This window comes from Rhizobium sp. Root149, from assembly GCF_001427345.1.
GTDB lineage: Bacteria > Pseudomonadota > Alphaproteobacteria > Rhizobiales > Rhizobiaceae > Neorhizobium > Neorhizobium rhizoryzae.
In genome coordinates, this window is sequence record NZ_LMGD01000001.1 from 613,557 (window position 1) to 625,687 (window position 12,131).

General features: G+C 60.5%; 9 protein-coding genes and 1 pseudogene. 5 read left to right on the top strand and 5 right to left on the bottom strand.

From position 1 onward, the window contains the following. The first annotated feature begins 51 nt into the window (after nt 1-51). The 5 genes from purD (at nt 52) to ASD54_RS02960 (ending at nt 5,187) form a co-directional block, all read left to right on the top strand. Nucleotides 52-1,317 (top strand): phosphoribosylamine--glycine ligase, encoded by a 1,266-nt coding sequence (purD, locus tag ASD54_RS02940; RefSeq protein ID WP_062553069.1) that lies wholly within the window; start codon nt 52-54, stop codon nt 1,315-1,317. Between the two features lie 109 nt (nt 1,318-1,426). Beyond that, nucleotides 1,427-1,912, top strand: coding sequence for a plant virulence effector HPE1-like domain-containing protein (locus ASD54_RS02945; protein WP_062553070.1), 486 nt, complete (start codon nt 1,427-1,429; stop codon nt 1,910-1,912). 390 nt (nt 1,913-2,302) lie between these two features. Next, the gene (locus ASD54_RS02950; protein WP_062553071.1) at nt 2,303-4,138 is read left to right on the top strand and encodes a methyl-accepting chemotaxis protein; all 1,836 of its coding nucleotides are present in this window, start codon (nt 2,303-2,305) and stop codon (nt 4,136-4,138) included. Nucleotides 4,139-4,291: 153 nt separating this feature from the next. Continuing rightward, nucleotides 4,292-4,654, top strand: coding sequence for a metalloregulator ArsR/SmtB family transcription factor (locus ASD54_RS02955; RefSeq protein ID WP_062553072.1), 363 nt, complete (start codon nt 4,292-4,294; stop codon nt 4,652-4,654). Continuing rightward, a complete protein-coding gene (locus ASD54_RS02960; protein WP_062553073.1) occupies nt 4,651-5,187 on the top strand; it encodes an SRPBCC family protein in 537 nt (178 codons plus the stop codon). The genes ASD54_RS02955 and ASD54_RS02960 overlap by 4 nt, the downstream gene beginning before the upstream one ends. A gap of 342 nt (nt 5,188-5,529) precedes the next feature. On the opposite strand, the gene ASD54_RS02965 is transcribed toward ASD54_RS02960, so the two are convergent. The 5 genes and pseudogenes from ASD54_RS02965 to ASD54_RS02985 all read right to left on the bottom strand — a co-directional run bounded on the left by ASD54_RS02965 (nt 5,530) and on the right by ASD54_RS02985 (nt 12,110). Further along, nucleotides 5,530-6,018, bottom strand: a complete 489-nt coding sequence (locus tag ASD54_RS02965; protein WP_062553074.1) for a DUF523 domain-containing protein — start codon at nt 6,016-6,018, stop codon at nt 5,530-5,532. A gap of 7 nt (nt 6,019-6,025) precedes the next feature. Then, nucleotides 6,026-8,157, bottom strand: a pseudogene (gene glyS / locus ASD54_RS02970) (glycine--tRNA ligase subunit beta). Nucleotides 8,158-8,283: 126 nt separating this feature from the next. Then, nucleotides 8,284-10,212, bottom strand: coding sequence for a DUF2207 domain-containing protein (locus ASD54_RS02975; protein ID WP_062553075.1), 1,929 nt, complete (start codon nt 10,210-10,212; stop codon nt 8,284-8,286). A 27-nt stretch (nt 10,213-10,239) separates the two neighbouring features. Beyond that, entirely contained in the window at nt 10,240-11,496 is a 1,257-nt protein-coding gene (locus tag ASD54_RS02980; RefSeq protein ID WP_062553076.1) for a 3-phosphoshikimate 1-carboxyvinyltransferase, read from the bottom strand. Between the two features lie 62 nt (nt 11,497-11,558). Continuing rightward, nucleotides 11,559-12,110 carry a LemA family protein gene (locus tag ASD54_RS02985; protein ID WP_062553077.1) on the bottom strand — a complete coding sequence of 184 codons (552 nt, stop codon included), beginning with the start codon at nt 12,108-12,110 and terminating at the stop codon, nt 11,559-11,561. Between the last annotated feature and the right edge of the window lie 21 nt (nt 12,111-12,131).

The window sequence follows — 12,131 nt, forward strand, 5'->3', positions numbered from 1 at the left end:
CGCCCCTGCCCTTAACCGCCCAGCATCTCTTTTCAGCAGCGGAGCGCGGCAATGAAGGTTCTTCTGATCGGGTCTGGTGGTCGTGAGCATGCTCTTGCCTGGAAGCTTGCACAATCCCCCCTGTTGACCAAACTCTATGCCGCGCCGGGCAATCCCGGCATCGCGGAAGAAGCAGAGCTGGTGTCGCTGAATGTGGAAGACCACGCAGCCGTCATAGCCTTCTGTCAGAAGCAGGCGATCGATTTCGTTGTGGTCGGCCCGGAGGCGCCGCTGGTGGCGGGTCTTGCCGATGATCTGCGCGCCGCCGGCTTCGTCGTCTTCGGCCCTTCCAAGGCCGCCGCCCAGCTGGAAGGCTCCAAGGGTTTCACCAAGGATATCTGCGCCCGCTACAATATTCCAACCGGCGCCTACCAGCGTTTTACCGCTGCGGAACCGGCGAAGGCCTATATTCGCGAACAGGGTGCGCCCATCGTCGTCAAGGCGGATGGTCTGGCCGCGGGCAAGGGCGTGACGGTTGCCATGACACTTGATGAGGCTCTTGCCGCCGTGGATGACTGCTTTGCCGGTGCCTTTGGCGCGGCGGGGGCCGAGGTTGTCGTCGAAGCCTATCTGGACGGCGAAGAGGCCAGCTTCTTCTGCCTCTCCGATGGCAAGACGGCCCTGGCGCTGGCCACGGCGCAGGACCACAAGCGCGTGGGCGATGGCGATACTGGCCCCAACACCGGCGGCATGGGCGCCTATTCTCCCGCCCCGGTCATGACGCCGGACATGGTGCACCGCACGATGAAGGAGATCATCGAGCCGACGATCCGCGGCATGGCAGAGAGCGGCTATCCGTTCACCGGAGTCTTCTTCGCCGGGCTGATGATCACCGCCAAGGGACCAGAACTCATCGAATACAATGTCCGGTTTGGAGATCCCGAGTGTCAGGTGCTGATGATGCGCCTGAAGAGCGACCTCTTGCCAATCCTGTATGCCGCCTCCACGGGCACACTGGATCAGGTGAGTGCTGAGTGGCGTGACGAACCGGCGCTGACAGTCGTCATGGCATCCAAGGGTTATCCGGGCGCTTACGACAAGGCCACCCAGATCGAACACCTGCCGCAGGCACGCGATGGGGCGAAGGTGTTTCATGCCGGGACGGCGCTCAAGGACGGGCAACTGGTCGCGACAGGCGGACGCGTTCTGAACCTGACGGCAACCGCAAGCACGGTGGCCGAAGCACAGGCAAAAGCCTATGCGCTGGTGGATGAAGTCCGCTGGGAGAACGGTTTTTGTCGTCGTGACATTGGCTGGCGAGCGCTCAATCGCGGATAATGGCCGACCGGCAATTGCACGTGTTAACGATGCATTAACCGCGCCTCCTGACTGCTTGGAAAGATTCTTCTGCTAATGCTCTGCCCTATTATCGGGAAGGGTATTCGCTATGATCAGCTCTGTTCTGGCACTGGTAGCATCTGTTGCAGCCGTATCGGCAGACATGACATCGATCTCTGTCCTGTCCGGTCAGCCTCTTGCGGCAACACCCAGTGTCGTGCGGATCGCATGCACACACTGTGACGGCAAAGCGCCCCGGCGTTCGAAATCCGAGTACGTGGTTCCGTCGCTGGATGCAGGCCAAGAACGCGTGACAATTTCGCAAATCGGCGGAAAGCCGGCGGTTACCCGAACCGAAAACTTCATGGGTGGTTCGCCGGTTCGTTTCGTCAGCGTCAACCCGATGTGGGTCGAGCGCGAACAGCAACTCATGCTGTCGCGCACCGTGTCACCCACCAAGAGCGACGGCGTGGACCAGAGGGCGACAACGTCCGCCGTATCGGCGGATGCTGCCCCGAAGCCTGTTGCTGCAACGCCGGTCGAGCAGCCCGCCGCACCTGATTTCTCGAAATTCGAGCTTAGGCCAAGCCTTTGACCAAGTATTCGCGATCGCGAATATAGGTATTGCGCAAAGCTGATACTGGGCAAACGATCCGCGTGACATCTCCGAAAGCGAACGATCCGCAGCTTTTCTGTAATTTTACGCCCGACGCCAAACTATTTCCTGCAAACCAGGAACTGCCCACAACCTTTCGGGGAGTTTTGTACGTAGTATCGCCGTGAAACCGGCGACATACGTCAAGCAGGTCTTTCCCGTTCATCGTGACAGGAAAGTTTCTATTATCCAAATTTTCAGGAAGCCGGTTTACTCTCTGTGTCCAGGAACGCGTTGTAGCGTTCGTCGGGTGCAGGAAGCGCCTCTCTCAACCTTCCTCGGCACCTTGTGTTTCTGACAGTGTTCGAGATCGAATAGGCGGTCGTCAGAATGAAGAATATGCGCATATCACTTCAGCTTTTCATGCTCGTGGGCGCCATGATGGCGGTGTTCGCAGCCATGACCTATTTCCAGCTCCAGTCATCCACAAAAGCCATTTACCGCGAACGCTACGAAATGCTGCGCACGCAGGTGGAGACGGCGATTTCGGTGCTGAAAGACTTCGACGACCGTGCGAAGAAGGGTGAGTTCAGCAAGGAAGAAGCGCAAAAGCGCGCCTACGGCCTCTTGAACACAATGAAGTTCGAGCCGGATGGCTATTTCTTCGGCTATGACTATGACGTCAAGATGATTTTCCATCCGAGCTCCCCGGACGTCGGCAAGAGCAACAAGGGCAAGCCCGATCCGACCGGTTACATGTATCGTGACGAACTCGTGCGGCTTGGTCAGCAGGGTGGTGGCTATGTGGAGTTCATCGGACCGAAGCCTGGCAAGGATCCGAATGATCGCAGCTATCCCAAGGCTTCCTACGGCAAGGCCTTTGCCCCCTGGAACATTGTCATCATCACCGGCCTCTACACCGACGACCTGAAGGCCGAGATCCGCGAAAACATCATCAAGACCGCTGGTGGCTCTCTTGCGCTGTTCCTGGCCGCTCTTGCTGGCGCTTATGTCGTGATCCGTGGGATTACGCGTCCGTTGAGCGCCATCCACGATACGCTTGGCGCCGTCGCCAATGAAAACACCACCATGCCGGTTCCGCATACCGACATGAACAATGAAATCGGCAAGATGGCGCGTGCGACCGAGGCGCTTCAGCAGAAAGTGCGCGAACGCCATGCCATGGCGGCACGCCAGCAGGAGCAGGAAGCGCAGATCGAGGAACAACGCGTACGGGCCGAAGAAGCGCAGCGTCGCGAAGCCGCCGAACAGGCTCACGTGGTTTCAACCATCGGCACCGCGCTCGAACAGCTGGCCAAGGGCGACCTCACCATCCGTTGTGCCGACCTGGGTGGAAAATACGAGGGTCTTCGCCATAACTTCAACGATGCGCTTTCGCATCTCGAGCAGGCCATGTCTCGCGTCAGCCTGAAGGGTAACGACATCGGCGTATCGAAGGAAGAGATCCGTCGCGCATCGAACGAACTGGCGCAGCGCACTGAGCGTCAGGCCGCCAATCTCGAGGAGACATCTGCGGCCCTGGATGAGTTGACCGTTGCCGTTCGCCAGACCGCCGATGGCGCCAAGGAAGCAGCCCAGCGCGTGAAGACGATCAGCGGCGAAGCCCGCCAGAGCGACTCCATCGTCGAGCAGGCCATTACCGCCATGAGCGGTATCGAGCAGTCTTCTGCGGAAATCACCAAGATCATCGGCGTCATCGACGAGATCGCCTTCCAGACCAACCTGCTGGCCCTCAACGCAGGCGTCGAGGCAGCACGCGCAGGCGAAAGCGGCAAGGGCTTTGCGGTGGTTGCGCAGGAAGTTCGCGAACTCGCCCAGCGTTCCGCAGCAGCGGCCAAGGAGATCAAGGACCAGATCTCGCGGTCCGGCGGCCAGGTGGAACAGGGCGTTCAACTGGTTTCGCAGGCTGGAGAAGCCTTGAAGCGGATTTCGGCGCAGATCGAAGCGGCGAACGACGTGGTATCCAAGATTGCGCACAGCGCGCAGGAGCAGGATACCACATTGCGCTCCATCTCCTCTGCGCTCAACCAGCTGGACACAGCCACGCAGCAGAATGCCGCCATGGCAGAGGAGACGACCGCATCCGCCGAGGTTCTCGCCAACGATACCGGCGATCTTCTCGATCTCATCCGCGGCTTCCGCACCGCTGACGCACGCGGCAATGGCTTGCAGGACATGGCAAACCGCATGCGCCGCGCCGGCTGACAAGCTTTTATCCGATGATGGCAGACGCCGGTCGAAAGGCCGGCGTTTTGCGTTTCAGGACAACGGGCACGCTTGGCACCGGCATTCCTGAATCCCGTAAAAACATTCAACCATATTGTTGACTATTTGAAACTTCGCCGTATATTTAACCACATGGTTGAACATACGGAACTGGATCTGGTTTTTCACGCACTCGGCGATGCGACACGCCGCCGAATGCTCAGCGAACTGGCGGGCGGTGAAAAGACGGTAACGCGGCTGGCAGAACCCTATGCCATTTCGCTTGCCGCCGCCTCCAAGCACATCAAGGCACTGGAAAGCGCCGGGCTCATTGAACGCGAGGTGCGGGGGCGAACGCATATCTGCCGCCTGTCGCCCCGGCCACTGGCCGAGGCCTATCGATGGCTAAGCTTCTACGAGGGCTTCTGGAATGAGCGTCTCGACGCTCTGGAACGTGCGCTTCACGAGGACGACCGCGCCCGCCGCAAATCAACGGAAGAAGGAGAACAGACATGAACGACATCAGCATGCAGGACCGCTACGGCACGCTTGCCGGCCCCACAGTGCTTGTTATCAAGCGCCTTCTGCCAGGTCCGATCGAGCGCGCCTGGTCCTATCTGATGGACAGCGACCTGCGGAGCCGTTGGCTTGCATCGGGCGAAATCACGCCGGAGGTCGGCACGTCATTCGAACTGACATGGCGAAATGACAGCCTGACAGACGGACCGGGCAGCCCGAGACCGGAAGGATTTGGCGCTGAACATAGCTTGGCCTGTCGGGTGCTGGCCATCGACCCGCCCCGCCGCCTGGCATTCACTTGGGGAACCTCTGCGGAGGTGGTGTTCGACCTCAAAGAGCAAGGCAACCAAGTCCTCTTCACAATCACCCATAGCGGCGTTGCCGAGCGGGCCATGCTGCTTATGGTCTCTGCCGGCTGGCATGCACATCTCGACACGCTGCTGGCAGCATCGACCGGGTCGCCGCGTCCGGATTTCTGGACGGAATGGACACGGCTGAAGGCAGAATACGATCGCCGCCTGCCCACCTGACCGCGACGATGCATAGACGTAAAAGGCGTGGACATTCCGAGTTTTTGGCATTCAGGCATGGCCTTGATCAGCCGGAGATCTTGGAAAAATCGCCCGCTGTGCCGGTCGCCTCGCGGATGGCCTTCAACAGGGCCAGACGGTTGGCGCGAACGGCTGGATCCTCATCATTGACGAGCACCGCTTCGAAGAAGGTATCGACTGGCGGAGGAGACGACCGCAGTTGCCAAGGGTCTCGCCAACGATACCGGCGATCGTCTCGATATTATCCGCGGCTTCCGCGCCGGCTGACAAGCTTTTATCCGATGACGGCAGACGCCGGTCGAAAGGCCGGCGTTTTGCGTTTCAGCAAAGTTTCGCGGCCAGCGCTTCAATTTGAGAAGGCGCGTAAATGGCAATCCCCTCGGAGCGCAGAAGCGCTGCCGTGACGCCATTGCCTGCGTGTTTCACACCTTTAAAGTTCCCGTCATAGATTGCCAGGGAGCCGCAGGATGGACTGCCGTCGATCAAGAGAGCGTGGAGACAGCCGTTGTCGCGGGCATGCTTGAGCGCACGCCTTGCGCCGTCGATGAATGCGGCCGTCACATCGCCACCGGTCAGTTCCAGAACGCGGGCGCGACCAGCCAGAACATCCTCGCCGTTCAGGCCATCCTCAATTTCCGCCGGAGGACGCGGCACGCTCATGCCGCCCGCAAGTTCAGGACAGAAGGCAACAAGGCGCCCCTCCCCCTTCCACTGTTCGATGAGCGGATGGAGGAGCGGCTTGCCTTTGCCGTCATAACGGACCGGCTGGCCGAGGAGGCAGGCACTTATGAGGATCCTGCCTGCCGCCATCTCTTCGTTATCCACTGATCTTCGAGAAGTCCGCCACTGTTCCGGTCGCCTCGCGGATGGCCTTCAACAGGGCCAGACGGTTGGCGCGAACGGCTGGATCCTCATCATTGACGAGCACCGCTTCGAAGAAGGTATCGACGCTTCCATGGCAGAACGGAAATCTTCCGACTTGACCGCCGCTGCCGCCTCGCTGGTTGCTGATGTGATGGCCGCATAAAGCGCTTGTTCCGCATCGAGCTTCAAAAGGTCTGGAGAGACGGCGTCGGCAACGACGGTTCCCTTCTTCTCTTCCGCCGCCAGCAGTTGCGTGGCGCGCTTGGTGCCCGCCAGCAGGTTCTTGCCGTCTTCCGAGGTGATGAAGGCGGTAAGTGCTTCGGCGCGGCGAGCGACCAGCAGAAGATCATCGGCGTCCGGTGTCAGGACGGCATCGATGATATCGTGACGCGCACCCATGTCGCGCAGATAGACTTTCAGGCGATCATGGAAGAAGGAGAGAAGGTCGGCATCCTTGAAGACGCTCAGCAGCGGCAGACGCACCTTGCGCTCCAGCATGATACGCACGACACCGAGCGCCGCGCGGCGCAGGGCGTAAGGGTCCTTGGAGCCGGTCGGCTTTTCATCGATGGCCCAGAAGCCGACAAGCGTATCGAGCTTGTCCGCCAGGGCAACGGCGATGGCGACCTTGTCTTCCGGCACGCGGTCCGACGGGCCTTGCGGCTTGTAATGATCTTCGATGGCGGCGGCGACGGACGCATCTTCGCCCTGGAGAACAGCATATTTGCGGCCCATCAGGCCCTGAAGTTCCGGGAATTCGCCCACGGCTTCGGTGCGCAGATCCGCCTTGGCCAGAACCACCGCGCGATCCACCAGCGTTTCCTCCGCACCAACAACGCCTGCGATCTGCTTCGCCAATGCACGAATGCGCTCCACGCGTGCACCCTGCGTGCCGAGCTTGGCGTGGAAGGTGACGTTCAGCGCATCGAGCTTGGCCATGCGCTGGTCGAGCGGCTTGGAGAGATCGAGGCCGAACTTGTCCGCGGAAGCCTTCAAGGTTTCGAGATCCGGCAGATTGCCCTGGTCACGCGTCCAGAAATGCTTGGCATCTGACAGACGGGCGCGCACGACCTTGCCATTGCCGTGGATGATTTCCTTGCCGCCATCCTTCGCCTCGATATTCGAGATGAGGATGAAGTGGTTGGAGAGGCCCTCGGTTGCGCCCTGCGGTCGGGTGACGAAACATTTCTGGTTCGTCTTGATCGTCAGGCGAATGATCTCCGCCGGGATCTGCAGGTATTCTTCCTCGAATGCGCCCATCAGCACATGTGGCCATTCCACAAGGCCAGACACTTCTTCAAGAAGCCCCTCGTCTTCGACCAGATCGAGACCGTTGGCAAAAGTCAGATCCTTCGCGTCGTGCAGGATCACGTCCTTGCGGCGCTCGGCATCCAGCATGACCTTCGCCTTTTCGAGGCTTGCCACGTAATCGTCGAAGCGACGAACGGTGATGGCCTCCGGTGCATGGAAGCGGTGACCATAGGTCACGTTGGAGGCCGTGATGCCATCCACTTCGAACGGAATGATCTGTGTTTCGTCGTGTTCAGGCCCGAACATGCAGACGATGGATTGCAGCGGTCGCACCCAGCGCAGGCTTTCCGAACCCTTGCCGTCAATGCCGTTGAACCGCATGCCCTTGGGCGCGGAGGCGGCACCGGAGCGCATGCTCTTCGGCCAGGGGAAGGAGCGGATGATGCCGGGCATGACATCGGCAATGATCTCTTCCGCCGCACGACCGGGCTTGGAAATCACTGCCACGTAGAAATCGCCCTTCTTCGGGTCCGAAGCGACCTGCGCCTCTTCCACGGAGCCAAGACCTGCCTTGCGCAGGAAGCCCTGAATGGCCTGTTCCGGCGCCTTGGTGGATGGACCCTTGATCTCTTCCCGCTGGTCGGCGGAACGGGCCGTCAAACCACGAATATCCAACGTCAGGCGGCGCGGCGTCCAGTATTCACGCGCTCCCTCATAGGTCAAACCGGCTTCCACCAGCGCATCGGTCACGAGCTTCTTCAGATCGCCCGCAGCCTTGCGCTGCATGCGGGCAGGAATTTCCTCGGAGCGGAGTTCTAGGAGAAGATCTGGCATTGTTCAGTTCCTTGAGCCGCAGGGGCTTGTCTATTCTATCGGCTGGCAGTGTGTTGCGCGGGACTTAGCAAGGCAGCGTGGAATTGTCATCTGCGGAGTGGCGCGAAAAAGGAGTTTGAACCGGAGCTACCAGCCGCCGCCGCCACCACCACCGCCGCCGCCACCGGACGAGCCACCGCTTGAAAATCCGGAGGACGACGAGGAGACGGGCTGCGGGATGGTGGATGCAATGGTCGACGCCATGGAGGAGGAAAAGCCGCCAATGCTTTCTCCAAACGAGCCGAAGCTGTCGCCGCTGTACCAGCCGGGGTGATAGCTCGCCGCCGCGGCACCGGCTGCCGCTGTGGCAAGCCAGGTCTCGAAAGTGCGGCTCCAGGGTTTTTCCACGCCCAATGCCACGGCATAGGGCAGAAGCGTCTCGAAGTGGCGCGGCGACATTTCCGGCGCCTCGACCATGTTCATGCGATCGCGTTCGGCCAGCGTGAGATAGGTCTTCAACCCATCCACTTCGTCCATCAGTCTGGCGCCAAGCGGTGTCGGCGCGCCCATCAGGAAAAAAAAGACGGCATTGATCAGCGTGATGCCGCCAACCACGGCGATAACGGGCCAATCCGAATGATCCAGCGCTTCCAGGGCCGCGACGAGAATACCGCCTGCGGCGATGAGACCGATGAAGCCGAAGACCCCGAACATCAGGACGCCGCCGATGCGTGCGATCACACTGCGTTTGCGGAACATGGAGCGACCAGCTTTCAGCGCGAAGCCACCCCAGACGACGCCAAACACCACGGACGGCACCAGGAAGCCGATGCTATCCGGATCGAAATCGCCGAAGAACAGAAGGACAGCGAGAGCCAGGATGCTGAGGACAACACCGCCGACGATATAGCCGACATTGCCCTTGTAGTAACGACCGCGATGCTCTTTCTCGATGGCATTGCGGAAGAGCTTGGCGACCGACTGCACTTTCGTGCCATTGGCCTTGTCGATGGTGAAGGCTTCGCCCTTCGCGCCCAGCTGCTGCAGCAGGATGGCCTGTCCGGCGGGCAGACTGGATGGAGCGGCTTTGCCCGTTCGCCGCACGACGATGCTGCTCTTCAGATCCTCCAGAACGACATAACCACCCACGGCGAGATCAATGAAGCTGGCCGACAACGCATCCCAGCCTTCGCCGGAAAAACCCTTGTTGTCGACATAGTTCACCAGCGCGGGAGACAGACCCTCCGGTGGATGCCAGCGTGGCACCACGACGCCGCGCGGCGGGTCACGCCCCACGCGACGCCAGAACCAGAAGTAATAGGCGGCGACGACGAGAAGGCCCGTGCCGCCGATGATGTAGTTGATATTGTCGCGCCAGAACCAGCCGCGCTGCTGCGCATCGCTGGGCGGCATGATCGAGCCCTTGGGCATGGCGATGGCAATCGTCAGGCCTTCATTCGGGCTGAGAGGACGCACTGTGACAAACCCTGGGGCCGTATCGCTGCCGGTGCGACGGGCATCCTTGCCGGTTGCGCCTTCGGCACCGGTGAAGAAGGTCGTGTTCAGCGCCTTTACACCCGGCGGCAGCTGAACCACGGCGGAGGCCTGATCGATGCGGAACATCCAGCCGTTTCCGGTGACATTCCAGTAGAATTCGTCGAAGCTTTCCTGATAGCGGATCTGCCGATCGGTGCGGTAGGTCAGTTCGTAGGTATGCAGGCCACGATCGAGTTGCGTCTCGGGCGAACCCAGATAGATGCGCACACCGCCGGAAACGCCCTCCGTGCGCCAGTTTTCAGGACGGCCGTCGCGCGTAACGGTCAGAACTTCGAAGCCCACCTTCTGCCGCTTACCCCTGGCATCCACCATGTAGAGCGGAAAATCCCGGAAGATACCGCGGCGGATGTCCTTGCCTTCCGCATTGACGGTAATGATCTCCGTCACGGTCACATCGCCTTCACGGCTGAGCTGGATTTCCGAACGGTAGGCCGCAATATATTCCGCCGCACGCGCTGCGCCCGGCATGCCAAGCGCCAGGGCCTGCAGCAGTGCCAGCAGCAGGAACAGGCGGGACATTGGCAGGCAGGCGCGCTTCATTCCGGATCAACCCCGATCCAGAGCGACGCCGAGCGACGACAGCGCATCCCAGTAGTGCGGATAGGTTTTCGCCACGCAGCCCGGATCAAGGATGGTGATACCATTGATCTTGAGACCCGCAAGTGCAAAGCTCATGGCAATGCGGTGGTCGGCAAAGGTGTCGATACTGGCGGGAAGCGTCTGACCGGCAAGGGCTGGATCGGAGGCGACGACGAGATCATCCCCCTCCTCTGTCGCAAGCCCCTGACGGATATTGTTCAGACCCGTCGAGAGCGCACGAATGCGGTCGCATTCCTTCACGCGCAGATTGGCGATGCCGACAAAACGCACTGGTGTCTGATTGAAAGCTGCCAGAACCGCAATCGTCGGGATAGCATCCTGCATCTGGCTGCCATCGATGACGGCCGGCATATGCGGGAAAGCCGAAATGACATCATAGGCCTTGGCATCCGGCTGGGTGAACTCGGTTGCCGGAGTGCCGATATCGATTGAACCACCCGTCAAAACTTCCGCGCCCCAGAGATAGGTCGCGGCAGACGCATCCGGCTCGATATGGAAGTCGGTCGCCGTGTAGCCGGTCGGCTCGATCCGCCAGACTGACGAGGACGGTTGCTCGACCTTTGCACCGAAGGCGCGCATGGCAGACAGCGTGAGATCGATATAGCCGCGCGCGCCAATATCAGCACCGGCCAGCTCGATCTCGAAAGGTTCGGCGGCAATGGCAGCCGCCATCAACAAAGCCGACACATACTGGCTGGAAAGACCGGCATCAATCACAACGCGGTTCTTCTCGAAGCGGCCACTTGCATCGATAGTCACCGGAGGGCATCCCGTCGGTGCTTCCACGGCAACGCCCAGCGAGCGCAAGGCATCGACCAGTGGCTGGATCGGGCGCTTGCGCATGTGCTGGTCACCATCGACCACGAAGCGCCCCTGCCCCAGAGCCACGGCCGCCGTGAGGAAACGCGTCGCCGTGCCTGCATTGCCAAGGAAGAGCGGCTCTGACGGCGGGTTGAGCTTACCGGAACTTGTGACCACGAAGGTCGTTGCATCCGGCTCATCAACTGTCACACCCATGGCGCGCAGAGCTTCTGCCATATACCGCGTGTCATCGCTTTTCAGCGCCCCGGTCAGGCGGCTCGTACCCTTGGCAAGACCGGCCAGCAGCAAAGCACGGTTTGTAATGGATTTGGAACCGGGTGGCGCCACATGCCCCTTCAGGGGATGGTCAGGTGGCAAGATGGTCAGTTGATCGGCACTCATTATACTCTCACAAGCGCTTGTCATGCGCCCTTTTTTCATGGATTTCGAGGACGGCCCGGCCGCTAGAACTTGACCGTCGGAACAGCGCGATCCGCTTCGTTGGCAATTTCGAAATAGGGCTTCTTGGCAAAGCCGAACTGGCCCGCAATGAGATTTGACGGGAAGCTTTCCACCTTGACGTTCAGGTCACGCGCAGCACCATTGTAATAGCGCCGGGACATCTGGATTTCGTTCTCGACGGTTTCCAGCGAGCGCTGAAGTTCCACAAAGTTCTCGTTGGCCTTGAGATCAGGATAGGCTTCGGCAAGCGCAATCACCCGGCCAAGCGCCTGGCCAAGCAGACCTTCGGCAGCGGCACGGCCTGCCACATCGCCCGAGGGCACGGCTTGCGCCTTGTTGCGCAGTTCGACCACGGCTTCCAGCGTAGAGCGCTCGTGCGATGCGTAGCCTTTGACGGTCTCAATGAGATTTGGGATGAGGTCGGCGCGACGCTTCAGCTGTACATCAATGCCGGACCAGGCCTCTTCCGCCATCTGACGGGACTTCACCAGCCCGTTATAGATGAAGACGACATAGAGGGCGATGGCCGCGAGTGCGGCTAAGGCGACATACATAAAGGGCTCCCCGGCGTGATC

Bases quoted from the DNA above. Each gene is read 5' to 3' on its own strand.
- ASD54_RS02980 (WP_062553076.1), bottom strand. From the start codon at position 11,496: ATGAGTGCCGATCAACTGACCATCTTGCCACCTGACCATCCCCTGAAG.
- ASD54_RS02945 (WP_062553070.1), top strand. From the start codon at position 1,427: ATGATCAGCTCTGTTCTGGCACTGGTAGCATCTGTTGCAGCCGTATCG.
- purD (WP_062553069.1), top strand. From the start codon at position 52: ATGAAGGTTCTTCTGATCGGGTCTGGTGGTCGTGAGCATGCTCTTGCC.
- ASD54_RS02975 (WP_062553075.1), bottom strand. From the start codon at position 10,212: ATGTCCCGCCTGTTCCTGCTGCTGGCACTGCTGCAGGCCCTGGCGCTT.
- ASD54_RS02955 (WP_062553072.1), top strand. From the start codon at position 4,292: ATGGTTGAACATACGGAACTGGATCTGGTTTTTCACGCACTCGGCGAT.
- ASD54_RS02960 (WP_062553073.1), top strand. From the start codon at position 4,651: ATGAACGACATCAGCATGCAGGACCGCTACGGCACGCTTGCCGGCCCC.
- ASD54_RS02985 (WP_062553077.1), bottom strand. From the start codon at position 12,110: ATGTATGTCGCCTTAGCCGCACTCGCGGCCATCGCCCTCTATGTCGTC.
- ASD54_RS02950 (WP_062553071.1), top strand. From the start codon at position 2,303: ATGAAGAATATGCGCATATCACTTCAGCTTTTCATGCTCGTGGGCGCC.
- ASD54_RS02965 (WP_062553074.1), bottom strand. From the start codon at position 6,018: ATGGCGGCAGGCAGGATCCTCATAAGTGCCTGCCTCCTCGGCCAGCCG.